Origin of the sequence: Rhizorhabdus wittichii (assembly GCF_017607425.1) — a bacterium.
Taxonomy (GTDB): Bacteria; Pseudomonadota; Alphaproteobacteria; order Sphingomonadales; family Sphingomonadaceae; genus Rhizorhabdus; species Rhizorhabdus wittichii.
The window spans coordinates 5,132,530-5,156,273 of sequence record NZ_CP059319.1 but is presented as its reverse complement, the minus strand read 5'-3'; the positions used below and the strand labels follow the sequence as shown (position 1 = coordinate 5,156,273).

Here is a 23,744-nt window from a genome sequence, read left to right as displayed (position 1 = left end):
TCAGACGGCCGCCGGCACGGGTCGACGCGTGGCGACGCTGCGCAGCAGCCCGCCCGGCCGCGCGCCGCTGTCCTCGCCATTCTCCTGGATCACGACGCCGTTGACGATCGTCGCGACATAGCCGGTGGACTTCTGCATCAGCCGCGGCGCGCCGGTCGGCAGGTCGTTGGTCAGGTGCGGCTGGAGGAAGTCGAGCTTGTCGAAGTCGATCAGGTTGATGTCGGCCTTGTAGCCGACGCTGATCTGGCCCCGGCCGGTGAGCCCGTAGGTGCGCGCGGTGTCCGATGTCTGCTTCCTGACGACAGTCTCCAGCGGCAGCTTCGGCCCGCGCGCCCGGTCGCGCGCCCAATGGGTCAGCATGAAGGTCGGCACGCCCGCGTCGCAGATCACCGCGACATGGGCGCCGCCGTCGCCGCCGCCCAGCACCGTGTCGGGATCGCTGAGCATCTCGCGCTGGGCTTCGAGGTCGCCGTAATTATAGCCGGCCATCTGATGGAGGATCGCCCCCCGGCCGCCGTCCTCCAACAGCGCGTCGAGCGCCACCGCGCGCGGATCGCGGCCCTCGCGCCGGGCGATGGCGGAGATCGAGTTGGCGGGATCGGGCTCATAGTCGATCGGCGTGGTGACCGGGTACATGTCCTTCCACGCGTCGCCGAACAGCTTCTTGTACTGGTCGCCCTTGCGGGTTTGGCCCTGCGCGCCCTCGGCCGCGATCGCCGCGCGCAGCGCGGGATCGGCCTTGAGCCGGCGCACCCGCTCCTCGAACGGCAGGTCGTCGAGGCTGCGCATCGTCGGCGAGTCGAAGAAGGGATTGATCTTGTTCTCCAGGGTCAGGATCGCGCCCACCGCGCGCGAATAGACCTGCGGCGTGACGTCCGCCCCCGTCTCCCGCGCCGCGCGGCATTCGGCGAGCAGTTCGCGCCACAGATCGGGCGCGCTCGACACCTGGAGGCAGAGGAAGGTGACGGGGATGCCGATCCGCTCGGAGATGTCCTTCATCCAGGCGATCTCCTGCCGGGGGGCGAGCAGGTCGTCGCCGCTCAGGCCGTTGGGCGCCACTTCGAAGATGCCGCGGCCGCTGTCGCCGATCGCGCGGGCGATCGCTTCCAGTTCGGGCAGGCCGGCGGTCGCGCCGGGCACGCGGGCGCCGTCGATCGCGCGGTGCATGATCGATCGCGTGGTCGAGAAGCCGAACGCGCCGGCCTCCATCCCCTCGCGCACCGCCGCCGCCATCCGGGCGATCTCCTCCGCGCTGGCCTCGCTGTTGTCGGCCCCGCGCTCGCCCATCACATAGGCGCGCAGCGCGGCATGCGGGATCTGCGCGGCGATGTTGAGCGCGTAGGGACGGCGATCGAGCGCGTCGAGATATTCGGGGAAGCTCTCCCATTCCCATTCGATGCCTTCGGACAGCGCGGCGCCGGGAATGTCCTCGACGCCTTCCATCACCCCGATCAGCCAGTCGCGCTTGTCCTGCCGGACCGGCGCGAAGCCGACGCCGCAATTGCCCATCACGATGGTGGTGACGCCGTGCCAGAAGGACGGGGCGAGCTGCGAATCCCAGGTGACCTGGCCGTCATAATGGGTGTGGATGTCCACCCAGCCCGGCGTCACCAGCAGGCCGCGCGCATCGATCACGCGCCTGGCGGGCGCGTCGATCGCGCCGATCTCGACGATCTCGTCGCCCTGGATGCCGACATCGGCGAGCCGCGCCGGCGCGCCGGTTCCGTCGACCAGCGTTCCACCCTTGATCAACAGGTCGAGCATGAGGTCTCCAATTCGAATGGGATATGGGATGATTTCAGCATGGCGACGATCCGCCATTGTCGGCGGCCGACTGCCGCAGCCGATCGCCGAGGCCGCCGGGGCCCTGTCCAGGCTGCGGCAGCCGGGTCTTGTTCATCAGCTCGACCGCCCAGCCCGGATATTCGGGCGGCAGGGCGCTGACCGCGTCCAGCCGGGCCAGTTCGTCGGCGTCCAGCTCCAGCGCCATCGCGGCGAGATTGTCGTCGAGCTGTTCGAGGCTCTTCGCGCCGACGACGATCGTGCTGACATAGGGCTTGCTGAGCAGCCAGGCGATCGCGACCCGCGCCACCGACACGCCATGGGCATCGCCGATCGCGCGCATCTCGTCGATGCAGGCCCAGGCGCGCTCGCGATCGACCGGCGGATAATCGAGCTGCGCGCGCCGCCCCTCGCCCCCGCCGACATCGCCGCCGTCGCGCCGATATTTGCCCGACAGCAGGCCCCAGGCGAGCGCGCCCCAGACCATCAGCCCGATCTTCTGGTCCTGGATCAGCGGCGCGATCTCGCGCTCCAGGTCGCGCCCGGCGATCGAATAATAGGCCTGCAGCGACTGGAAGCGCGTCAGGCCGCGGCGGTCCGAGACGGCGAGCGCCTTCATCAGCTTCCACGCCTGCCAGTTCGAGCAGCCGACATAGCGGACCATCCCCCGCGCGACGAGATCGTCGAGCGCGCGCAGCGTCTCCTCCTCGGGCGTGATCGGGTCCTGCCCGTGCATCTGGTAGAGATCGATATGATCGGTGCCGAGCCGCTTCAGGCTGGCCTCGACCGACGCCATGATATGGGCGCGGCTGCCGCCGATGTCGTTGGGCCCCGCGCCGGTGCGGCTGAAGAATTTGGTGGCGATGATCATATCCGACCGGCGGATGCCGAGGTCCCTGAGCGCCCGGCCGATCGCCGCCTCCGACCGCCCGTCGGCGTAGACGTTGGCGGTGTCGATCAGGTTGACGCCCTTGTCGATCGCATGCGCGACCATGCGGTTGACCGCCGGCTGATCGAGATTGCCGATCATCTGGTAGAGCCCGTCGCCCTCCTGCGCGCCGAAGGTCAGCGCGCCCAGCGACAGCCGCGACACGAACAGGCCGGTGTCGCCGAGCAGGGCGTAGCGCATCGCCTCCGTCCCACTCATCGCGCCGCCTCCGCCGCCAGCCGCTTGCCGGCCTCGGCCCACAGCGCGTCGTTGCCCGAGGTCCACAGCCGGGTCCATTTGAGCCGGGTCAGCCGCCAGTCCCCGGCGATGCGGGCCGCCTCTATGTCGTAGCGCGCGCCGATCACCGACCAGGGCTCGCGCGCCTCGACCGCCATGTGATGCGTCGCCAGCACATAGGCGCTGGCCGTCGCCCGGTCGCCGTCGACGGTGACGAGATGGTTGGTGCTGACATGCTGGGTCATGCTGAACTGGCCGATCATCCGGATCAGGCCGTCGGCGCGATCGGCGGTGCGATGGCGGCCGGGACGGATCGGCCCGTCGCCCATGTCGGGGAAGCCGATGAACTCGGTCTCCATCTCCTCGGCCCAGGCGGCGCGGATCTTCTCCGGGTCGCGCGTGTCGATGCCGTCCAGCCAGGTCAGGATCAGCCGCCGGATCCGGTATTCGTCGACCAGTTCGCTTAGCGCTTCATCCATTTCATGCATCCTGCGCCTGCGCCGCGCGCCGGTTCTTCCGGCGCACGGGACTCGTCGGACCTGTCGCGCCGTCAGGCGGTCAGCGGCTGCGGCCCGCGGATCAGCCGGCCCGGCAGCGCGTCGGTCGGCACGCCGTCGCGCTGGATCACCTTGCCGGACACCAGCGTCGCCCGATAGCCGACCGCGCCCTGGTTGAGGCGGCGGCCGCCACCCGGAAGGTCGCGGTCGATATGCGGCATCCTGAGCTGGAGGCGATCGAGATCGATGATGTTGATGTCGGCCTTGTAGCCGGGCGCGATCACGCCGCGATCCTCCAGCCCCACCAGCCGCGCCGGACGCGAGGTCAGCGCCTCGACCGCGTCGCTCAGCTCGATCTTCTGGCTGTCGCGGTCGCGCGCCCAGTGGGTCAGCATGAAGGTCGGGAAGCTGGCGTCGCAGATCAGCCCGTAATGGGCGCCGCCGTCGCCCAGCGCGACGACCGTGTCCTCATGGGTGATCATCTCGAACACCGCGTCGAGCGTCGCCTCGGCATAGTTGGTGATCGCGGCGAGGATCATGCCCGCGCCGTCATTCTCCAGCAGCAGGTCATAGGCGATGTCCTCCGGCGAGCGGCCGGTCTGCGCGGCGAGCGCGGCGATGCTCGTGCTCTTGGGCGGCTCGTAATCGGCCGGGGTGCGGAACGGATAGAGCCGCTTCCAGTCGCGGGCGATCACGAACAGCGGGTTCTTCGGATCGCTGGGCTGCTCGACGAGCAGGCGCGCGCGCAGGTCGGGATCGCGCAGCGCCGCCACCCGATCGGCCACCGACATCTTCAGCAGCGGCTCGTAGCTCGGGCACAGGCTGAACGGGTTGAGCGTCAGGTCGATGCCGAGCAGCATGCCCATCGGCCGGGGGAAGACCTGCGGCCGGATCTCGACGCCGTCCTTGCGGTTGGCCTCGCTCACCGCCGCGAGCACGCTGCGATAGGCGTCGGGCGGGCCGTCCATCATCTGGGTGAGGGTGAAGGTGACGGTGCGGCCGGTCCGGTCGCTGATCCGCTCCAGCATCGGCACGAAGCGCTCCGCATCGGCCGGGTTGCGCTGGTCGAGCACCATCTGGAACACGCCCCGCCCGGTGTCGGTCATCGCGCCCGCGATGGCGAGATATTCGGTCTCGGCGCTCTGGAAGGACGGGATGAACTCGCCCTGCCCCGTGCGGTGCGCGGGGACGCTGGAGGTGGCGAAGCCGAGCGCGCCGGCGCGCATCGCCTCGCGCGTGATCTCGCGCATCCGGTCGAGATCGGCCTCCTGCGCCTCCTCGCGCCGGACGCCGCGATCGCCCATCACATAGACGCGCAGCGGCGAGTGCGGCAGGTAGACGCCGAAATCGATGTCGTGCGGCCGCTGTTCTAGCGTGTCGAGGAATTGCGGGAAGGTCTCCCAGCTCCAGTCGAGCCCGGTGGTCATGACGATCTCGGGCACGTCCTCGACGCCCTCCATCACGCTGACCAGCACCTCGTGATCCTCGGGCCGGCAGGGCGCGAAGCCGACGCCGCAATTGCCCATCACCACCGTCGTCACGCCATGCGCCGACGACGGCGAGAAACGCTCCGCCCAGACCGCCTGGCCGTCATAATGGGTGTGGACGTCGACGAAGCCCGGCGTGACCAGCGCGCCCGCGGCGTCGATCTCCTCGGCGCCCCGCGCGCCGACCTCCCCCACCGCGACGATCCGGTCGCCGCTGATCGCGACGTCCGCCCGCCGCAGCGGCGACCCCAGGCCGTCGGCCACCAGTCCGTTGCGGATCACCAGGTCGGGGGAAATTTGCTGCGACATCACGACTCTCCAGTTGATGCAACGCTAATACAATTATTTTAGTTCGTCAACGACGGCCGGACGGGCATCCGCGAATTCCTGAAAACCGCTCCGTTCCATGGACTTGTCAGGTAGCGGCGTCTTCGAGGATCAGTGCCGAGCCTCGTTCGCCGATCATCATCGTTGGAGCATTTGTATTAGCGCTGGTCAGGGTCGGCATCACCGAGGCGTCGACGACGCGCAATCCTTCGACCCCGCGCACCCTGAGCCGCGGATCGAGCACCGAATCCGCGTCCCCGCCCATCCGGCAGGTGCCGCTCGCATGCCAGCCGATGCCGGCGGTCGAGCGGACGAAGTCGCGCCACTCGTCGTCGCTGGCCAGCGTGGGGCTGAGCCGGCCGACGACATGCTCGGCCAGGCCCGGCGTCGCGAAGATGCGCTCGATCGCCTTGCCGGCGCGCACCAGCGTCTCGACGTCGCGCTCGTCGCCCAGCAGATTGGGACGGATGACCGGCGAATCCTCGGGCGCGCGGCTGCGGAGGGTGATCTCGCCGCGGCTGTGGGGCCGGTTGACGAAGCTGTGCATGCCCGCCGCCGGCTCCCTGAGCAGCGGGAAGACCGCCGCCTTGCCTGGGCGTAGCGGCGGCTTGGTCGGATCGAAGATCCAGCTCGAGAAGAACAGCAATATGTCGGGCTCGGCGAGGTCGGGCAGCGTCTTCGCGCCCGCGATCGCCTGGGTCATCGACAGCGCCATCAGCCCGTCGTGGCGGGCCAGATAGCGCAGCAAGGCCAGCCCCTGCCGCCAGCGCGACCGGAGCTGTGCGTTGAAGGAGGGAAGATCGATCAGCCAGCGCAGGCCGATGCCGGGATGCTCCATCAGGTTCTGGCCGACGCCCGCGCGGTCGGCGACCACGTCGATGCCATGATCGCGCAGATGGGCGCCGGGCCCGACGCCCGACCGCATCAATATGGCGGGCGACTGGGTCGCGCCGCCGCTGACGACGACTTCCCGCCGCGCGCGAATCTCGATCATGCGCCCGTCCCGGCCGCGCGCCGCCACCGCCGTCGCGCGACGCCCGTCGAACAGCACCCGGTCGACGAGCATATGCGTCATCACCGTCAGGTTCGGCCGGTTGCGCACCGGCTCCAGGAAGGCGCGGGCCGGGCTGCAGCGGCGCCCGTCCTCCTGATTGGTCAGCGTGTGGAAGACGCCGTCGATGTCGCCCGCCGCCGGGTCCTCGATATAGCGGAAGCCGGCATTGCTCGCGGCTTCGAAGAAGGCGGACAGGATCGGCCCGCGCGTCCGCTGATGGGTCACCGCCAGGGTGCCGGTGCGGCCGTGCGACTGGAAATCGCCGTCGCCTTCCCAGCGCTCGCCCCGCATGAAATAGGGCAGGACGTCGCGGAAGCCCCAGCCTTCGCAACCGAGCTTCTCCCACAAATCATAATCGCCGCGCTGGCCCCGGATGTAGACGAGGCCGTTCACCCCGCCGCCGCCGCCCAGCATCTTCCCGGCGTTCCAGATGATCTCGCGCCCGTTGATGGTCGGATCGGGCTCGCTCCTGTGGATCCAGTCGGTCCGCTCGTCGCCGACCAGCTTGACCGAGCCGACCGGGATGTCGACCCAGAAGCCCTTGCCGTCGCCGCCCGCTTCGAGCAGCACGACCTTGTTCCTCGGGTCCTCGGACAGGCGATTGGCGAGGACGCAGCCCGCGCTGCCGCCCCCGACGATGACATAATCGGCTTCGATCATCCTTCCCCTCCCGATAGCGCGGACCGCGCGAGCGCCATGTCGCGGGCGGCGAGCACGGCGTCGGCGAAGGCCCGCGGGTCCTCCTGCGGCGGATTATGACCGGCCTGGACGAGCATCCGCCGCTTCAATCCTCCGGTGAAACGGGCCGAAAGGTCCGTGAAATGGGCGGGCGGGATCAACCCGTCGCTGCCGCTCTCGACCACCATCGCCGGCACCGTGACCGGCGGCAGCGCCGCCAGCCGCGCCTCGATGTCGGCATAGGCCGGATCGCCCCCGGCGAGGCCGTGGCGATGACGATAGCTGTGGACGACGACGTCGACGAAGTCGGGATTGGCGAAGGCGGCGGCGGTCCGCGCAAAATCGGCGTCGGAGAAGTCCCAGCGCGGCGACCAGAGCCGCCAGAGCAGCCGGCAGAACGCCTCGCGATGCGCGGCCAGCCCGGCGCGCCCACGCTCCGAATGGAGATACCAGACATACCAGAGCCGATGCTCGACCTCGGGCGCGAGCGGCTCGGCCGCGCGCGACGGATCGAGGATGTTGTAGCCGGCCACCGACACCAGCGCGGCCACCCGCTCGGGCCAGAGCGCCGCGACCACGCAGGCCGCGCGGCCGCCCCAGTCGAAACCGCCGAGGATCGCCTTGCCGATGCCCAGGGCGTCGAGCAGCGCCAGCAGATCGGCGCCGAACGCGCCCTGCTGGCCCGACCGCGGCGTCGCGTCGGACAGGAAACGGGTGGCGCCATGGCCGCGCATCCACGGCATGACGACGCGAGCCCCGGCGCGCGCCAGCATCTCGGCCGCCGGGGCGTAGCAGAGCGCGTCATAGGGAAAGCCGTGGACCAGCACGACCGGCCAGCCGTCGGCCGGCCCGGCCTCGGCATAGGCGACCTCCAGCACGCCGGCCCGGACCGTCCGCATCTCCATCGCGCGGCCGTTCAGGCGCCGGCCGGGAAGGCGTCGCGCGCGAAGGCGGTCACGTCCTCCAGCAGCGAGTCCGGCTGTTCGAGCGCGGCGAAATGCCCGCCCCGGTCGAGATCGGTCCAGCGGACCACATTGTAATAGCGCTCCACCCAGCTGCGCGGCGGCGTGCCCCCGACCCGTTCATAAGGATAATGGGCGACCGCCGTGGGGCTGGCGCAATAGACCTGGTCGAACGGCACCCGCTCCTCCGCCATGCCGCGATAGGACCAGAGCGAGGTGCAGATCGTATCGGTGACGAGGTAGATCATCACATTGGTGAGCAGCTCGTCGAGCGTATAGACATTCTCGATCGAGCCGCCGTCCAGATCCGACCAATCGTGGAATTTGTCGAGGATCCAGGCCGCCGTGCCGACCGGCGAGTCCATCAGCCCGATCGCCAGCGTCTGGGGCCGGGTCGATTGCTGCACCGCATAGGCGAGCTCGGGCCGCTCGCGGTCCATCATCGCGCGGATGGCGACGCGCTCCTCCTCGCTGGCCGCGCCGTCGTCGCCCGGCGCCGGCCTGAGCCCGATCAGGTTGACGTGCACCGCGGCGCAGGAGGCCGCATGGTCGGCGCCCAGCCAGGCCGCGACCACCGCCCCCCAGTCCCCGCCCTGCACCATGTAGCGGGCATGGCCGAGCGTCTCGACCATCAGCGTGTCGAGCAGCCGCGCCGCCGTGCGCATGCCGATCGGGCGGGGCGCAGGGCCCGAGAAGCCGTAGCCGGGCAGCGAGGGGATCACCAGGTCGAAGGCGTCCTCGGCCGATCCGCCGTGGCGCGAGGGAAAGGCGAGCCGCTCGGCGATCTTCCAGAACTCGAAGTGCGAGCCGGGCCAGCCGTGAAGCAGCAGCAGCGGTCGCCGCCGCGCGCCCTCGCCGCGGATCTCGACATAGTGGATGCCGATGCCGTCGATCTCGACGCGATATTGCGGATAGCGGTTCAACTCGGCCTCGGCCGCGCGCCAGTCGAACCCGTCCAGCCAATGGTCGCACAGCCGCTTCAGCCAGCGGCTGTTGATCCCGTAGCGCCACGCGTCCCCCTCGTCGACCGGCGCGGGAAAATGGCGGTAGCGCGCGACCCGCTCGCGAATCTCGGCCAGCCTGGCGTCGGGCACGTCGACGCGGAACGGTGTCGGCGCGCCGGTGGAGCGCGTCGCGGTGGTCTCGGCCATGGCGATGGGCCTCCTCTTCTGCGGTCAGTCCACGGCGCGCTTGTCGAGGCGGATCGCGCCTTCGGGGCAGTTGATCGCGCCCAGCCGCGCCTGCTCCTCCAGCTCGGGCGGCACCTCGGTCGGCGGCATGCTGTTGTAGCCGTCGTCGTTGAGCTGATAGACCTGCGGCGCCTTGAGCATGCAGAGCGCGTGCCCCTGGCAGCGGGCGTGGTCGACGATCACCTTCATAGCCTCTCTCCTTCGGTCAGCGCGACGGCCAGACCAGCGGCACCCGCGTCATCGTCATCGCGACCCCGGAGGCGCCCACCGGCTTGTCGTCCGGGTCCACCGAGAAATCGGGGATCTGGCGCAGCCATTCCTCGATGAAGATGCGGATTTCCGGCCGGGCGAGGTTCGAGCCCAGGCAGCGATGCGGCCCGGTGCCGAAATTGAAATGCCCCGCCCGCTTGCGATGGAAGTCGACCTCCAGCGGATTGGGGAATTTGCGCTCGTCGAGCCCCGCCAGGTGGAGCGGCAGCAGCACCTGTTCGCCCTGCTCGATCGTCAGCCCCTTGAAGGTGGTCGACCTGGTGGCGATGCGGGCGAGGTTGAGGATGCCGAAGCGGCGCAGGAATTCCTCGGTCGCATCCTGCGTCAGCGAGGCGTCCTCGATCAGCTGCCGGCGATGCTCCGGATGACGGGCGAGGAACAGCACGATGAAGGCGAGCGCCGACGAAACCGTCTCGAGCCCGCCGAAGAAGACGTTGAGCGCGATCGACGTGCTCTCCTCGCGGGTGATGCGGCCTTCGCGCTCGGCCCGGACGATGACGCTGAACACGTCGTCGTCGAGCTCCTCGACCTGGCGGCGCTCGTCGAGGATCGCCATCATGTAGTTGGCGCCGCCGACCCGCGCCGCGCGCCGGTCCTCCTCATTGTCGCTGCGCGCGACGGCGTCGGCGAAGCGCTTCATCTCGGGCAGCTTGTCCTTCGGGATGCGGGCATGCTCGAAGAATAGCTCGGGCGGGATGTCGCCGCCGAACTCGCCGACGAACTCGCAGCCGCCCTTGGGGACGATGCTGGCGATGCGATCGGCCATGATCTTGCGGATCACCGGCTCGATCGGCTCGACCGCCTTGGGCGACATCGGCCGCAGCACCACGCTGCGGATCGGCCCGTGGCGGGGCGGATCGAGCTGGTTGGGCATCAGCACCGGATTGCCGGGCCCGCGCTTCGGCACGGTGAACTCCCAGTTCGAGAAGGTCTCGTAATCCTGCATCACCGCGAACATGTCGTCGGCGCGGGTCACGATCCAATGCCCGCCATAATAAGGCGTGTAGATGATGTCCGGCCCGTCATGGAGGCGCTTCCAGGCCAGATGGGGATCCTCGGCCACGCCGGGCGGCGAGAAATAGTCGAGATCGACCACGCGGTCCGCGGGCACATGCGGCGGAATCGTCTCCAGCCGCTGCGCGGCCTGATGCTCCTGGTAGGACATTCGCCTTGCTCCCTTCCTGAATGGCGCGATGGCGCCGGCGCGCCGGATCAGCGCGGATCGCCGTCCGCCTGCAAAGGTCCGCGCATCAACAGCGCCCGCACCACCGCCACCAGCGCGACCGGCTGCTCAAGCAGGACATGGTGGTCGCTGTGCGGGATGACGATCGGCGCGCGGCAGTTCGGCAGCAGCGACACGATCAGCTCGGCCAGCTCGGGCGTGATCACGCCGCTGCGGTCGCCATAGATATAGTCGATCGGCATCGCGACGCCGGGCGGCACCAGCCGATCGGGATCGTCGGTGAGCTGCGGATCGAACGACGGATCGAACTTCCAGGTCCAGCCGCCCCGGTCCTCGCGCGCCGAATGGCGGACGATATGGTCGAGGATTCCGGCATCGACCGCGCCCGACGAGGGGATCAGCCGGTAGCGGCCCCGCACCTCGTCCATGTCCTTGTAGATGCGCTTGCTGGCGTTGAAGGCCTGCAGCTCGATCGGCTGCGGATCGGGCACGCCGGCCAGGATCATCCGCGTGTCGATGATGACGGCATGGCGGATCGCCCCGGGATCGATCATGCTGGCGAAGGCGGCGGGCGATCCGCCGAAGCTGTGCGCGACGACCGTGACCGGCGCCAGGCCGGCGTCGGCGATCACCGCCAATATCTCGCGCGCGAAGCCGCGCATCGTGTAGCGATCGCGCCAGCCGCTGTCGCCGAGGCCGCTGAAGTCCATCGTCGCGACGCGATAGCCGTCGCGGAAGAAGGGGACGATATGATCCCACCAGCGCGAATGGGCGCGGAAGCCGTGCAGGAACAGCAGCGTCGGCGCGCCAGCCGGCGCATCGTCCCACAGCCGGTAGCTGATCGGGACGCCGTCGACCATGACGCTGCGCGCCGGCGCATCGGCGAATTGCCAGCCGCCCGCATCCTCGGCCTCCGGGACCGGGACGGGCCGGGAAACGGGGGCCAGCGCCATCGCGGCCATCTTGTCCCCCTCCCTGTCGAGCACGCCGCCTCTCCCTGAATCCCGCTGTCGGACGCCGAAGCTAAACGCGCCGATTGCTCTATGCAACTAATTAATGATGTCGTATCATTCAAACGCATCAATTGGAGAAACGCATGTCGACCACCACCCTGACCCGCGGCGCTCTGGCCGCGGCCACCACCGATTTCCTGGGCTCCGGCGCGAAGAAACTGCTGATCGACGGCAAATGGGTGGAGTCGCGCACCGGCGAGACCTTCGAGACGGTCGATCCCGCGACCGAGCAGGTCATCGGCCGGGCCTCCGCCGCCGCGCCGGAGGATGTCGACCAGGCCGTGGCGGCGGCGCGGCGCGCGCTGGAAAGCCGCGCCTGGTCCGGCATGCCGCCGCATGATCGCACCAAGCTGCTGCTGCGGATCGCCCGGGTGCTCGACGACCATGTCGAGGAGATGGCCCAGCTCGAGACGCTCGACAACGGGCTGCCGATCGCGGTGACGCGCAACTTCGCGGCGCGCCTGTCGACCGTGTTCGAATATTATGCGGGCTGGTGCACCAAGATCTATGGCGACACCTATCCGTCGTCGGACCAGCACTTCAACTACACGATCCGCGAGCCCGTCGGCGTGTGCGGGCAGATCATCCCGTGGAACGGGCCGATGATGATGGCCGCCTGGAAGATCGCGCCCGCCATCGCCTGCGGCAACACCGTCGTCCTGAAGCCCGCCGAGCAGACGCCGCTGACCGCGATCCGCATGGGCGAGCTGCTGCTGGAGGCGGGCCTGCCCGACGGCGTCGTCAACATCCTGACCGGCTATGGCCGCGTCGCCGGCGAGGCGCTGGTCAACCATCCGGGGGTGAACAAGATCGCCTTCACCGGATCGACCGAGGTGGGCAAGCACATCCTCGCCAGTTCGGCCCGCGACCTGAAGCGGGTGACGCTGGAACTGGGCGGGAAATCGCCCAACATCGTCTTCGACGACGCCGATATCGACCTGGCGGTGGCCGGGGCGATGCGCGCCTTCTGCACCAATTCGGGCCAGGTCTGCGTCGCCGGCAGCCGGCTGTTCGTGCAGCGCGGCATCCATGACGAATTCCTGGAGAAGCTGTCGGCCGCGGTCGCCCAGCATCGGGTCGGCGATCCGTTCGACACCGCGACGACGATGGGGCCGCTGGTCTCGCAGGCCCAGTTCACGCGGGTGAACGGCTATGTCGACATCGGCCGCGCCGACGGCGCGACGGTCAGCCTCGGCGGCGACCGCTTCACCGGCAGCGGCTATTATGTCCGTCCGACCATCTTCTCCGGCGTGAACAACCAGATGCGCATCGCCCGCGAGGAGATTTTCGGCCCGGTCGTCGCGGTGATCCCGTTCGACGACGAGGCGGACGTGCTGCGCCAGGGCAACGACACCGATTTCGGCCTGGCTTCGGGCGTCTGGACGCGCGACATCGCCCGCGCCCATCGCGTCGCGCGCGCGCTCAAGGCCGGCAACGTCTGGATCAACACCTATTTCATGATCGACCCGATCGCGCCGTTCGGCGGCTACAAGCAATCGGGCCTCGGCCGCGAGCTGGGCCGCCAGTCGGTCGAAGCCTATACCGAGAGCAAGACCATCTGGATCAACACGCCGGGCTGATCGGGGCTCGATCCCGATGACCGACAGCGAGCCGCCGCAGCCGGAAATCGACAGCCACGCCGAGGACGGCGTCGGCTGGATCCGGCTGCGGCGGCCGCCGCTCAACATCATCTCCACGCGGATGGCCGACGAGATCGCCGACGCGGTCGCGCGCTTCGACGCCGACCCCGCCGTCAGGATCATCGTCGTCGCCTCCGCGCTCGACCGCGCCTTCGCGGCGGGTAGCGACGTGGGCGAGCATGACCTCGCCCACGTCCACGACCATAGCCGCGCGATCTTCCGCATGGTGCGCTCGCTCGCCGCCGTCGACGGCAAGCCCAGGATCGCCGCGATCAACGGCATCTGCTCGGGCGGCGGCAACGAGCTCGCCTTCGCCTGCGACATGGTGATCGCCTGCGAGGACACGCGGCTGGCCCTTCCCGAGATCGACATCGGCGTGGTCAGCGTGCTCGCCGCCTTGCTGATGGCGCATCATGTCGGCCAGGCGAAACTGCTCGATCTCGCCTTCTCGGGCCGATGGATCGACGCCGCCGAGGCCGAGCGCATCGGCCTGACCGTCAGGACCCTGCCGCGCGCCGGCTTCGACGCCGACCTGCGCGAGCATCTGCGGACCTTCACCGCCAAGAGCGGCCCGGCGCTGCGGATCGGACGGCGCCTGCTGTTGTCGGCGCTCGGCCGCGCCGACCTCGACGCGCGCCTCGACGCGCTGGAGCGCGGCATCGTCGAGGAGGCGATCGCCATCCCCGATTATGCCGAGGGCGTCGCCGCCTTCCTGGAAAAGCGCAAGCCGAGCTGGCGCTGAACCGCCCGAGTGAGACAAACGCGTCACCCCAGCGCAGGCTGGGGTCCATGTCTCTCATCGGCCAGAGGCCATCTGAGAAGACCACAGACATGGGCCAGCCTTCAGCCTTTGGCTGAAGTTTATCCCGAGCGCCTGCCTTGCAGGCAGTCGAGGGGCTGGCATGACGGTGGCCCGACAGCGCAAAGGCCGGCGAAGCCGGCCTTTGCTTTTCCCGGAGGAGATCGGCCGGGCCATCAGGCCCGGCCGGGAAGGCGTCAGAACTGGAAGTCCACCGCGAGGCCGTAGGTGCGCGGGGCCGCCGGGGCGCCCTGGTCGCCCGCGCTGGTCGCGGTCTGGTAGCTGTAATATTTCTTGTCGAGCAGATTCCGGCCCCAGATCCGCAGGCTGAGATTGTCGGTCGCCTTGAGCGCGATCTGGCCGTTGACGAGGCTATAGGCCCGCTCCTTCAGCCGCTCCTGGGGATCCCAGTAGAAGCCGTTGTTGTAATACCAGCTCCCCGTCAGCGTCACGTCGCCGGCGCCGGTCGGAATGGTCCAGTCGACCGAGACCGTGCTGGTGAACTTCGGGGCGCGGGGCAGCCTGTTGCCCGAAGCGTCGAACAATATCTGCGAATTGGCATAGGGCGCCACCGTCAGCGGTATGAAGCCGACCGCGTTCGGATATTTCTTGTACTTGGCGTCGAGATAGGCGCCGTTCGCCGAGATCCGCAGATAGCGATTGAACTGGAAGGCCGTCTCGACGTCGATGCCGTACATCCGGGCCGACGCGGCGTTGTTGAGCACGCTGATCGGCGGCACGCCGACGACCGCCTGCACCTGCAGGTCCGAATAATCATAATAATAGCCCGAGATGTTGAACCGCAGGCGCTTGTCGAACAGGTCCGACTTCAGGCCGATCTCATAGGCGTCGAGCACCTCGGGCCGGGTCGGCAAGACCAGGTTGCTGCAGGCGACGCCCACCGGCGGCGTCGTGGCGCAGAGCGCGCCATGGTTCCATGCGCCGGTCTTGTAGCCGCGGCTGGCGCTGGCATAGAGCAGCACGTCGGGCGTCAGCCGCTGGTCCAGCGCGACGCGCCAGGTGATCTTGTCGAACGTCGTCCGCACCTTGGGCACGAGGATCGTGACCGCGCCGTTGGCGTTGCCGCCGCCCAGGACGGCGGAGGTGCCGAGCTGATATTGCGTGGCGGCCAGCCGGTCCTTGCTGTAGCGCAGGCCCAGGGTCAGGCGCGTGGTCGGGGTCAGGCTCGCGGTCGCCTGGCCATAGGCCGCCAGCGAATCCGAGGTCTGGAACGAATAGCGATTGAACGTGCCGTCGTAGCGATAGCCGTAGGTCACTTCCTGCGGATCATAGCCGGCGCGGCTGTTCAGATAATAGAGGCCGCCGATCCATTCGAGCCAGGAGGGGCCCCAGTCCTTGTTCGACAGGATCTGGAGTTCCTGCGTGAAGGTCTTCCACCGCAGATGCGCGAAGCTGCTGGCGCGCGAGATCAGCGGGCTGCCGTCCGACGGCACCGAAATCTCGGCCTTCGCCTTCAGATAGGAGGATATCGACTTGATGGTCGCGAAATCGGCCTCGTGCTGGGCCTCCGCGGTGAACAGATATTGATGATTGCGATTGAACCACTCGATATCCGAGTCATAGTCGTAGAAGCCGCCCGTGAAGCTGTAGGGATTCTGCCCCGGCGGCCCCGGGAGCAGCCGGCCCGGCAGCGGGTGGCGATAGTGGTTCTGGTTGGTGTCGACATCGATGTACATGCCGCTGAGCTTGACCGTCGTCCGGTCGCCGGGGGTCATGACGATCTTGCTGTGGATGCCGAACTCGTCGGTGTAGCCCGCGGCCCGCTTGACCTTGCGATCGGTGAAGGTGGTTCCGCCGACGACGATCGGCCCGCCCTCGCCCGCCTGGTAGGTGTTGCGGCCCCAGCCCTTCGACTGGTTGTTGTAGACCACGGCCAGGTCGGCGGCGATCGTGTCGGTGCCCCCGCTGATGTAGCCGGTGGCGTTGACCGCGCGGTAATTGCCGTAGCTGAGCGAGAATTTGCCCGAGAGCTCCTGGGTCGGGTCCTTGGTGATGACCTGGATCAGGCCGCCCGTGGCGTTGCGGCCGAACAGGGTGCCCTGCGGCCCCTTGAGCACCTCGACGCGCTCGATGTTGTTGAACGAGAAGAACAGGGCGGCCGGCGCCGAATGATAGACGCCGTCGATGTAGAGCGGCACGCTCGGATCGTTGCCGGGGACCAGCGACGCGGTGCCGACGCCGCGCAGGAAGGGCTGCACGACCGTGCTCGACTTGGCGATGTTCAGGCCGGGGACCACGGCGTTGAGATCGGCCGTGTTGGTGATGCCCTGCCGTTCGAGGCCCTGGGCGGAGATGGCGTTGACCGTCACCGGAACGTCCTGGAGCCGCTGCTCGCGGCGCTGGGCGGTGACGACGATGTCACCCAGCCCCTGGGACGTATCGTCCACGACCTCGGACGCCGCCGCGGCGGCGGGCGCCGCCGTCTGGGCCAGCGCCATATGCGCGCTCGTGGCGCAGAAGCCGGTGACCAATATCGCGAATGTGCTGCGCATGACTCCCCTCCCGATTTTCATCTGTTATGTGCATGAACGCAGCAAATGGATACGCCTCGCCCGCCAAGGCGTCAATACAGTTATTTTGATGAATTGAATTATATCGAAATTTGCCGATTTTCCGGGGAAAACTGACAAAATCGCCGGCACGGAAAGATCGCCCCACAGAGCCATTGGCGACACCGGGCTCGATGCTTGACCATATCTGTTTGCAACAAATGCATTGCTCCGGCACATTGCGACGATCGAGACTCGGCCGACAGCAGGAGCCAGCCATGTTCCCTTTCCGCATCGAACCGCTGACGCCGTCCGGCGAAGCCATCCAGATCCATGGCCTCGAACGGGCGCATCTGACCGACGCCGCCGTCCGCGAGGAGCTGAACCGGCTGTGGATACGCCATGGGCTCGTCGTCTTTCGCGGCATGGACGACAGCGACGAGCTGCACATCGAGCTCAGCCGCGTCTTCGGCCCCTTCCAGCTCCATCCGATCAAGCAGGGCAACACCGATCCGTCGCGGCTGGAGATCACCAACGTCCAATATGAACCCGGCGGCGAGAACGGCAACGTCTACACCGTCAATGGCGTCGACCTCGGCGGCTGGCTGCCGCTCCATTTCGATCTGGTCTATTTCGACAAGGTCAACCATGGCGGCCTGCTGCGCCCGCGCGTGATCCCGCCGGAGATGGGCGGCACGGTCTTCCTCGACAAGATCGCCGCCTATGAGACGCTGCCCGAGGATCTGAAGCGGCGCGCCGAGGGGCTGGAGGTCGTCTACGACTTCTACATGGACATCTCGACGATGAAGAACAGCGTCGACGACATCCGGCTGGTCCGGATGGGCAAGAAGTTCCGCGACATCCAGCAGCGCGAGGACAGCTATCCGCGCTCGATCCACCCGCTCGTCTATGCCCAGAAGGAAAGCGGGCGGAAGATGCTCAACCTCTCGCCCTGGTTCGCCGACGAGCTGCTCGGCCTCGACAAGGCCGAGGGCGACGCGCTGCTCGGCGAGCTGGTGCGGCACACGCTGTCGCATCCCCAGATCCACGTCCATCGCTGGACCCCGGGCGACATCGTGCTGTGGGACAATTGGCGCATGCTCCACGGCGCCGAAGGGCTGCCCCCGGAAAGCGGCAGCCGCTGGCTGCAGCGCACCACCCTCGCCGGCGACTATGCGCTGGGCCGGCTCGAAGGCGCCGAGAACAGCGCGCTGGAGCTGGTCGACGTCTGAAAGTCCGTTTGGAAATGATCCTGCGGATCATGTGAGGCGGCGCCGGCCCGCTCCCCCACCCGACCTCCCACTCAGTATATCCTTGATGGGAGGTCGGGTGGGGGAGCGGGCCGGCGCGGTAAAACCGCGTTTTCCCTGACGACGAATATCAGAACGGCGCGCGCGACAGGTCGAGATTGTAGATCCGCTGGGCGTTGCCGCCGAAGATCTTGCCGCGCTCCTGCGGCGTCATCGCCTCGATCGCGCCTTCCATATAGTGGAAGCTATCGGGATAGAGGCAGGTCGGATGCGGGAAATCGGTCTCGAACATCAGATTGTCGATGCCGATCTTGCGCGCGGTGTGGACGATGTCGTCGCGCTCGAACCAGGAGCAGATGTAGATCTGCCGCCGGAAGACGTCCTTGGGCGAATCCCGATAGTCCATCGCCGCCTCGCGCATCTGATATTCGAGCGCCTCGAGGAAGAAGGGCACCCAGCCGGCGCCGCTTTCGACCGAGACGATCTTGAGCGCCGGGAAGCGCTCCAGCACGCGGGTGAGCAGGATGTTGGCGAGCACCCGCATATTGCCGACGAACAGCATCAGCGATCCATAGGCCAGCTTGACCTCGTCGGGATGCCCCGGCCAGAGGCCGGCGCCGAACCAGGTCATCGACTCGTCCGAGGCGCCGATGTGGAAATTGACCGGCAGGCCGAGCGCGCTGCACGCCTCCCACAGCGGATACCAGTGCAGATCGCCGAGATGGGGCAGCCCGTGGAGATGCGGGTCCGAATTCATGTTGATGCCACGCAGCCCCATCGCGGCGCAGCGCTCGGCCTCCTTGACCGCCAGCTTGACGTCCCACCAGGGCACCATCGTCATCGGATAGATACGGTTGCCGGAATCGGCCTGCATCTCCGCCATGGCGTCGTTGAAGATCGTCATGCTGACGTTGCGCAGCTCCTCGTCGATCATCATCGACTTCTGCCCGCCGAAGCCGAGCAGATTGGGATAGGCGATCTGCGCGGCGATCCCCTCCCGGTCCATGAAGGCGATGCGCGACGTCAGGTCGTAGGCGCCGGGGTGGACGTCGGCGAGCTGCAGGTCGCGGAACGCCATGCCGACCGTCTTCGACCCGTCCTTCCGGATCGCGCTGGAGGCGCCTTCGCGGTTGAGCGTCTGGCCGTCGATGATCCAGTCCCAGCGGCCGTCGATATCGCGGACCTGCGGCACGCGGTCGCGGTACTTCGCCGGCGCGCGCGAGGTCCAGAGGTCGTACCATTCGCTGACATGCGTATCGGCGTCGACGACCCGGATGCCGGGCAACAGCTCATGGGCGGTCGGCTTCTGCAAAGTGGTGGCCATATGACAACTCCCATCCCAATCGATCAGGCACAGGCGGGCCGCCAGGCCATGTCCGGCGTCAGCCGACGCTGCGAGACCCGCGCATTTCCGCGATCCGGCCGGCCGGATATCCGAGCTCGGCCAGGATCGCGTCGGTATGCGCGCCGAGCGACGGCGCCAGCGCGCAGGCATTGATCGGGGTCTCGGCCAGCCGCGCGATACCGTTGAGCAGCCGCACCGGCCCCACCGCCTCGGTCTCGAACTCGACGAAGCCGCCATTGTGGCGCACCTGGGGATCGTCGAAATAGCCGTCTATGTCGTTGACCGGCGCGAAGGGGAGCCGGTGGGCGCGGGTGATCGCCAGCACCTCCGCCACCGTCTTGCCCTCGCAGGTCGCGGCGATCTCGCCGATCAGCTCGGGCTGGTGGACGTTGCGGCCGCCCGGCGTGCTGTAGCGCGCGTCGCGCATCAGGTCCTCGCGCCCGAAGGCGCGGCAGGCCTCCTCGAACTGGTCCTGGGTCAGCAGATAGCCGATGATCTTGCCGTCGCGCAGCGGGATCAGGTTGTAGATGTCCGCAGTGAACGGCGCCTCGGGCGGGGCATCGACGAACGAGCGGGTGTAGATATGGTCGGGCAGCATGAAGCTGGCGTAGGAATCGAGGATGGTCGCGTCGATCTTCTGCCCGCCGCCGCCCGCGCGCCGGTGGATCACCGCCGCCAGCGCCGCCAGCGCCGCCGAATAGCCGGCCACCTTGTCCGCCTGGACGCTGCGGATCGCCCGGGGCTTCTCGGGGGTGCCCTGGATCGGCATGAAGCCGGTCAGCCCCTGGACCATCATGTCGTAGCCGGGCTGGTCGCGATAGGGGCCTTCGGTGCCGTAGCCCGTGATCTGCACCGAGATCAGGCCGGGATTGTCGACGACCAGGCTGTCATGGTCGAGCCCCATCTCCTCGACCGCGCCGACGCGCATGTTCTGGAGGAAGATGTCGGCCTTGGCGAGCAGCCCGCGCAACACGGCCATGCCCTCGGCCGACTTGAGGTTCAGCGCGATGCTGCGCTTGTTGCGGTTCCACTGCGCGAAGGCGGCCGAGACCCCCTTGTAGACCGGCGGGATCACCCGCATCACCTCGCCGCCGAGCGGCTCGATCTTGATGACATCGGCGCCGAGGTCGGCCAGCAGCTGCCCGCAGATCGGGGCGGCGACCATCGTCCCCAGCTCGACCACCCGGATCGAGGCGAGCGCTCCCTTGCCCGATCGGTTGCCCCCGTTCGTCACGGCGCGCCGACCGGGTCGCATTTCTCCATCTGCGGCCGCGCCGCGAGCAGCGGCGCCATCTTCTCCATCGCCGTGCGCAGATAGGGCGCGGCCATGTGCGCCTCGAGCGCCGCTTCCGACGCATAGCTCTCCACCACGCGATAGATGCCGTCGCGCCCGCGCGCCTTGGCGAACTGATAGAGCAGCGCCTCGGGCTCGTTGGCGCGGACCTCGCGCATCAGCTCGGCCACCGCCGCCTCGAAATCGGCTTCCGCGCCCGGCCGGACGCTCAGTTCCCCGACAAGATAGACCATATATTCCTCCTCGCGGCGCATCCGCGCCGCCTGTGACCGGGTCAGACGCTGGCGACGCCTTCGAGCATCGAAAGCGTCCGCGCGTTGCGGAACCAGAGCTCGACCGGATTGGCGCGCATGAAGCCGTGGCCGCCCATCAGCTGCACGCCCTCGTCGGTGATCCAGGTCGCCTGCTGGCGGGTGTAGCTCTGCGCCAGCGACGCGCTGCGGGTGGCCGGCTCGCCCTTGTCGATCTCGGTCGCGGCGCGCCAGCACATCCAGCGGCTGGCCTCGGTCTCGACGAACATGTCGACCAGGCGGAAGGCCACGCTCTGCTTGCGCGCGAGCGCCGATCCGTGGACGTGGCGCTCCTTGGTATATTCGACCGAATGATCGTACACGCCGCGGCAGACGCCGACGAGGATCGAGGAGGCGCCGACGCGCGCGGCATCGACGATCCGCTGGACGTCGCAGCCGCGATTCTCCCCGAGCCGAGCCTCGTGGCCCAGCACGACATCGTCGAAGCGCACCGTGACCGAGGCGACGCCGGCGAGGCCGACCTGCCGATCGCCGTCGTCGACCGTGACGCCGGGCGCGTCGCGCGGCACGATGAAGGCATCGGGCTTGCCGTCATGCTCGGCGATCACCAGGAAATGGCTGCACCGCCCGCCCAGCGGCACCTGGATCTTGGCGCCGGACAGGCGATAGCCGGCCGGATCGGCCTCCGCCCTGGTCGACAGCGCATCGATGCCGTTGGCGATCAGCCCGGGCTCGGTCAGCGCGATCGCCGCGGCCTGGTAGCGATCGCCCGCGAATTGGGGCAGCAGCGCCTCCTTCTGGGCGGCGGAGCCCTGCTCCTTGACCGCGCGCACGAAGCCGAGCGGGCTCGCCAGCGCCACGCCGAACGCCGCGTCGGCCCAGCCCAGCTCCTCCAGCAGCAGCGCGCCGAGGATCGCGCTCTGCTCGGGTTCGTCGCCGTCCTGGTCGATCATCGACTGGACGATGCCGAGGCTCCAGAGCTGGTCGAGGGTCTCGTCGTCGATCCGGCCGTCGACATCGGCCTGGCGGGCGAGCGGGCGCAGGACCTGGCCCGCGAACTCCCTGACGGTGGAGCGAGCGATCTCCTGCTCTTCGGTAAGTTCGAACGAAATCAAGACCAATCCCTCCCGCTTGCGCGTCCGGCCATCCGGATCGATTCGCGATCCCCTGGCGCCTCGTCGTGTTGCTTATTTTGTATGATGCAGTTGTTTCATCTCATGTCAAGAAATCTCGTCGCGGCCCCGCGACGGACCGAATCCGCTTCCGCGGCGGTCAGGCCGGCCGACGCGATGAACGCCGCAGGATCGTCCTGCATGATCAGATAGGGATAGTCGGTGCCCGCGCAGACCTGGCCGGGGGCCATGTCCCGCGCGACGTGGCGCAGCAAGGCGGGCTCATAGACGTTGCTGTCGTAGAACAGCCGCCGCGCCTGCGCGCTCGGCGCGGTCGACAGCCGATCGCGCAGCTCCGGCACCATGCGCCAGCCCTGGTCGAGCCGCCCGATCAGCGACGCCATCGCCCCGCCGCCATGGCTGAGCGCGATCCGCAGGCGCGGATGGCGCTCCAGCACGCCCTCGGTGATCAGCGAGGCCCCGGCCATCGCGACGTCGAGCGGGAAGCCGACCATCGGCGTGAAGAAAGGCGCATGCCGCATCACGGCGGCGGTCGCGACCGGATGCAGCGCATGGACGAAGACGGCGAGATCGCCCGCCTCGGCGGCGGCGAAGACCGGCGCGAAACGCTCCTCGCCGGGCAGCGCGCCGCCGACATTGCTGCCGATCTCGATCCCGTCCACGCCGAAGCGCGCCTTCAGGTCGCGCATGTAGCGCGCCGCGCGCGCGGGCTCCTGCATCGGCACCATCGCGAGCCCGCGGAACCGGTCCGGCCGGCGCGCCACCATCTCGGCGATCGCGGCGTTGACGTGATCGGCCAGATATTCGGCATGCGCCGCGTCCTGCCAGTAGGACAGCAGCTCGGGCATCGGCGACAGCAGCTGGATCGCCACCCCGTCGCGGTCCATGTCCTCGCAGCGCCGCGCGACGTCCCAGGACCGGTCGTCGAGCTCGCGGAAGGGCTTGTCGCCCAGCATCAGCGTCGCCCGCGCCTCGTCCTGGCAGCGCATGCACGGCCAGGGCGCGCTGCTGCCGGGATCGACCGGCAGCGCGCGCGGGGTCATGTGGCTGTGGATGTCGATGAGGCCGGGCGCGCTCATGCCCTGTCGAGGAAGTCGTTGACCATGTCGTTGAACTGGTCGGCGCGCTCCCACTGCACCCAGTGGCCGGTCTTCGGGAAGACGTGCAGCTCGGCATTGGGGATCGACTTCAGGAACACCAGCGCATTGTCGAACGACAGCACCCGGTCCTCGCGCCCCCAGATGATCAGCGTGCGGTGCTGCAGCTCGTTGAGCGGCTGCCGCCACAGGTCGTCCTTGGGGTTGGCGCCCCGGCCGCGCAGCGGCGGGTTGGCCATGGTGTCGGGACGGACGCAGGCCTTGTAGCGTTCCTCGACCAGATCGGGCGTGATCATCGACCGGTCGAACACCAGCAGGTCGAGCACCTTGTCGAGCTTCTCGCGGGTCGGCCCCTCGCCTTCGTAGAAATGGACCATGCGCAGCAGCCCCTCGGTCGGATGGGGGCTCAGCGAATAGCCGCCGCCCGGGCCCATCAGGACCATCCGGTTGACGCGATGGGGATGGCGCAGCGCCAGGCTGAGCGTCGTGCCGCCGCCCAGCGAATTGCCGATGAAGCTGGCCTTCTCGATCCCCAGCGCGTCCATCAGGCCGAGGATGTTGTCGGCGAAGCCCTCATAGATCGCATCGGCGGTCGGCTGCGACGGAGAGTCGCCATAGCCGGGCAGGTCGGGGACGATGACGCGCCGCCCGCCGACGGCGAGCGGGGCGATGTTGCGGCGGTAGTTGCTGATCCCCGAGGCGCCGGGCCCGCCGCCATGGATGGCGATCAGCGGCTCGCCCTCGCCCTGCTCGACATAGGCCATCGGCGTGCCGTTGACCTGAACCGTGCGCTTTTCCAAACCGTCCGTCATCTTGT

Annotated in this window: 20 protein-coding genes; 3 read left to right on the top strand and 17 right to left on the bottom strand. The window is 68.5% G+C overall.

The window, feature by feature from the left end; translation table 11 throughout:
- The 10 genes from HRJ34_RS24665 to HRJ34_RS24620 form a co-directional block, all read right to left on the bottom strand.
- A complete protein-coding gene (locus HRJ34_RS24665) occupies positions 1 to 1,764 on the bottom strand; it encodes an N-acyl-D-amino-acid deacylase family protein (RefSeq protein ID WP_208632725.1) in 1,764 nt (587 codons plus the stop codon).
- Positions 1,765 to 1,798: 34 nt separating this feature from the next.
- Positions 1,799 to 2,929: an aldo/keto reductase gene (locus tag HRJ34_RS24660; protein ID WP_208632724.1), complete on the bottom strand. Its 1,131-nt coding sequence runs from the start codon at positions 2,927 to 2,929 to the stop codon at positions 1,799 to 1,801.
- Positions 2,926 to 3,426 carry a nuclear transport factor 2 family protein gene (locus tag HRJ34_RS24655; protein ID WP_029994785.1) on the bottom strand — a complete coding sequence of 167 codons (501 nt, stop codon included), beginning with the start codon at positions 3,424 to 3,426 and terminating at the stop codon, positions 2,926 to 2,928. Before HRJ34_RS24655 ends, HRJ34_RS24660 begins: the two co-directional genes overlap by 4 nt.
- A 71-nt stretch (positions 3,427 to 3,497) precedes the next feature.
- A complete protein-coding gene (locus HRJ34_RS24650; RefSeq protein WP_208632723.1) occupies positions 3,498 to 5,240 on the bottom strand; it encodes an N-acyl-D-amino-acid deacylase family protein in 1,743 nt (580 codons plus the stop codon).
- A gap of 106 nt (positions 5,241 to 5,346) precedes the next feature.
- Positions 5,347 to 6,972, bottom strand: a complete 1,626-nt coding sequence (locus HRJ34_RS24645) for a GMC family oxidoreductase (protein WP_208632722.1) — start codon at positions 6,970 to 6,972, stop codon at positions 5,347 to 5,349.
- Entirely contained in the window at positions 6,969 to 7,889 is a 921-nt protein-coding gene (locus HRJ34_RS24640; protein ID WP_226948935.1) for an alpha/beta fold hydrolase, read from the bottom strand. The genes HRJ34_RS24645 and HRJ34_RS24640 overlap by 4 nt, the downstream gene beginning before the upstream one ends.
- A 17-nt stretch (positions 7,890 to 7,906) precedes the next feature.
- Complete coding sequence (locus HRJ34_RS24635) at positions 7,907 to 9,103, bottom strand: epoxide hydrolase family protein (RefSeq protein ID WP_208632720.1); 1,197 nt, start codon at positions 9,101 to 9,103, stop codon at positions 7,907 to 7,909.
- Positions 9,104 to 9,127: 24 nt separating this feature from the next.
- Positions 9,128 to 9,331, bottom strand: coding sequence for a ferredoxin (locus tag HRJ34_RS24630; RefSeq protein ID WP_011952583.1), 204 nt, complete (start codon positions 9,329 to 9,331; stop codon positions 9,128 to 9,130).
- Positions 9,332 to 9,347: 16 nt separating this feature from the next.
- Positions 9,348 to 10,577: a cytochrome P450 gene (locus HRJ34_RS24625; protein WP_208632719.1), complete on the bottom strand. Its 1,230-nt coding sequence runs from the start codon at positions 10,575 to 10,577 to the stop codon at positions 9,348 to 9,350.
- Between the two features lie 47 nt (positions 10,578 to 10,624).
- A complete protein-coding gene (locus HRJ34_RS24620; protein WP_011952585.1) occupies positions 10,625 to 11,581 on the bottom strand; it encodes an alpha/beta fold hydrolase in 957 nt (318 codons plus the stop codon).
- 110 nt (positions 11,582 to 11,691) lie between these two features.
- On the opposite strand from HRJ34_RS24620, the gene HRJ34_RS24615 reads away from it, so the two are divergent.
- Positions 11,692 to 13,188 carry an aldehyde dehydrogenase family protein gene (locus HRJ34_RS24615; protein ID WP_208632718.1) on the top strand — a complete coding sequence of 499 codons (1,497 nt, stop codon included), beginning with the start codon at positions 11,692 to 11,694 and terminating at the stop codon, positions 13,186 to 13,188.
- Between the two features lie 16 nt (positions 13,189 to 13,204).
- Complete coding sequence (locus tag HRJ34_RS24610; RefSeq protein WP_208632717.1) at positions 13,205 to 13,990, top strand: enoyl-CoA hydratase/isomerase family protein; 786 nt, start codon at positions 13,205 to 13,207, stop codon at positions 13,988 to 13,990.
- 254 nt (positions 13,991 to 14,244) lie between these two features.
- Here the strand turns inward: HRJ34_RS24610 and HRJ34_RS24605 are convergent, their stop codons facing one another.
- Entirely contained in the window at positions 14,245 to 16,560 is a 2,316-nt protein-coding gene (locus tag HRJ34_RS24605; RefSeq protein ID WP_011952588.1) for a TonB-dependent receptor, read from the bottom strand.
- Positions 16,561 to 16,835: 275 nt separating this feature from the next.
- Between HRJ34_RS24605 and HRJ34_RS24600 the strand changes: the two genes are divergently transcribed.
- Positions 16,836 to 17,789 (top strand): TauD/TfdA dioxygenase family protein, encoded by a 954-nt coding sequence (locus HRJ34_RS24600; RefSeq protein ID WP_208632716.1) that lies wholly within the window; start codon positions 16,836 to 16,838, stop codon positions 17,787 to 17,789.
- 148 nt (positions 17,790 to 17,937) lie between these two features.
- On the opposite strand, the gene HRJ34_RS24595 is transcribed toward HRJ34_RS24600, so the two are convergent.
- From HRJ34_RS24595 to HRJ34_RS24570, 6 genes are all read right to left on the bottom strand, one after another.
- Entirely contained in the window at positions 17,938 to 19,131 is a 1,194-nt protein-coding gene (locus tag HRJ34_RS24595) for an amidohydrolase family protein (protein ID WP_208632715.1), read from the bottom strand.
- Between the two features lie 58 nt (positions 19,132 to 19,189).
- Positions 19,190 to 20,386 (bottom strand): CaiB/BaiF CoA transferase family protein, encoded by a 1,197-nt coding sequence (locus tag HRJ34_RS24590; protein WP_016746179.1) that lies wholly within the window; start codon positions 20,384 to 20,386, stop codon positions 19,190 to 19,192.
- A complete protein-coding gene (locus tag HRJ34_RS24585) occupies positions 20,383 to 20,679 on the bottom strand; it encodes a putative quinol monooxygenase (RefSeq protein ID WP_029994778.1) in 297 nt (98 codons plus the stop codon). The genes HRJ34_RS24590 and HRJ34_RS24585 overlap by 4 nt, the downstream gene beginning before the upstream one ends.
- Positions 20,680 to 20,720: 41 nt before the next feature.
- Positions 20,721 to 21,812, bottom strand: a complete 1,092-nt coding sequence (locus HRJ34_RS24580; protein ID WP_100213024.1) for an acyl-CoA dehydrogenase family protein — start codon at positions 21,810 to 21,812, stop codon at positions 20,721 to 20,723.
- 95 nt (positions 21,813 to 21,907) lie between these two features.
- A complete protein-coding gene (locus HRJ34_RS24575) occupies positions 21,908 to 22,909 on the bottom strand; it encodes an amidohydrolase family protein (RefSeq protein WP_208632714.1) in 1,002 nt (333 codons plus the stop codon).
- Positions 22,906 to 23,739 carry an alpha/beta fold hydrolase gene (locus HRJ34_RS24570; RefSeq protein ID WP_011952594.1) on the bottom strand — a complete coding sequence of 278 codons (834 nt, stop codon included), beginning with the start codon at positions 23,737 to 23,739 and terminating at the stop codon, positions 22,906 to 22,908. Before HRJ34_RS24570 ends, HRJ34_RS24575 begins: the two co-directional genes overlap by 4 nt.
- Between the last annotated feature and the right edge of the window lie 5 nt (positions 23,740 to 23,744).

Excerpts from the sequence above, each read along its gene's own strand:
- HRJ34_RS24570 (WP_011952594.1), bottom strand. The coding sequence starts at position 23,739 with ATGACGGACGGTTTGGAAAAGCGCACGGTTCAGGTCAACGGCACGCCG.
- HRJ34_RS24640 (WP_226948935.1), bottom strand. The coding sequence starts at position 7,889 with ATGCGGACGGTCCGGGCCGGCGTGCTGGAGGTCGCCTATGCCGAGGCC.
- HRJ34_RS24645 (WP_208632722.1), bottom strand. The coding sequence starts at position 6,972 with ATGATCGAAGCCGATTATGTCATCGTCGGGGGCGGCAGCGCGGGCTGC.
- HRJ34_RS24605 (WP_011952588.1), bottom strand. The coding sequence starts at position 16,560 with ATGCGCAGCACATTCGCGATATTGGTCACCGGCTTCTGCGCCACGAGC.
- HRJ34_RS24635 (WP_208632720.1), bottom strand. The coding sequence starts at position 9,103 with ATGGCCGAGACCACCGCGACGCGCTCCACCGGCGCGCCGACACCGTTC.
- HRJ34_RS24595 (WP_208632715.1), bottom strand. The coding sequence starts at position 19,131 with ATGGCCACCACTTTGCAGAAGCCGACCGCCCATGAGCTGTTGCCCGGC.
- HRJ34_RS24625 (WP_208632719.1), bottom strand. The coding sequence starts at position 10,577 with ATGTCCTACCAGGAGCATCAGGCCGCGCAGCGGCTGGAGACGATTCCG.
- HRJ34_RS24630 (WP_011952583.1), bottom strand. The coding sequence starts at position 9,331 with ATGAAGGTGATCGTCGACCACGCCCGCTGCCAGGGGCACGCGCTCTGC.
- HRJ34_RS24660 (WP_208632724.1), bottom strand. The coding sequence starts at position 2,929 with ATGAGTGGGACGGAGGCGATGCGCTACGCCCTGCTCGGCGACACCGGC.
- HRJ34_RS24575 (WP_208632714.1), bottom strand. The coding sequence starts at position 22,909 with ATGAGCGCGCCCGGCCTCATCGACATCCACAGCCACATGACCCCGCGC.
- HRJ34_RS24610 (WP_208632717.1), top strand. The coding sequence starts at position 13,205 with ATGACCGACAGCGAGCCGCCGCAGCCGGAAATCGACAGCCACGCCGAG.
- HRJ34_RS24665 (WP_208632725.1), bottom strand. The coding sequence starts at position 1,764 with ATGCTCGACCTGTTGATCAAGGGTGGAACGCTGGTCGACGGAACCGGC.
- HRJ34_RS24615 (WP_208632718.1), top strand. The coding sequence starts at position 11,692 with ATGTCGACCACCACCCTGACCCGCGGCGCTCTGGCCGCGGCCACCACC.
- HRJ34_RS24585 (WP_029994778.1), bottom strand. The coding sequence starts at position 20,679 with ATGGTCTATCTTGTCGGGGAACTGAGCGTCCGGCCGGGCGCGGAAGCC.
- HRJ34_RS24655 (WP_029994785.1), bottom strand. The coding sequence starts at position 3,426 with ATGGATGAAGCGCTAAGCGAACTGGTCGACGAATACCGGATCCGGCGG.
- HRJ34_RS24650 (WP_208632723.1), bottom strand. The coding sequence starts at position 5,240 with ATGTCGCAGCAAATTTCCCCCGACCTGGTGATCCGCAACGGACTGGTG.
- HRJ34_RS24600 (WP_208632716.1), top strand. The coding sequence starts at position 16,836 with ATGTTCCCTTTCCGCATCGAACCGCTGACGCCGTCCGGCGAAGCCATC.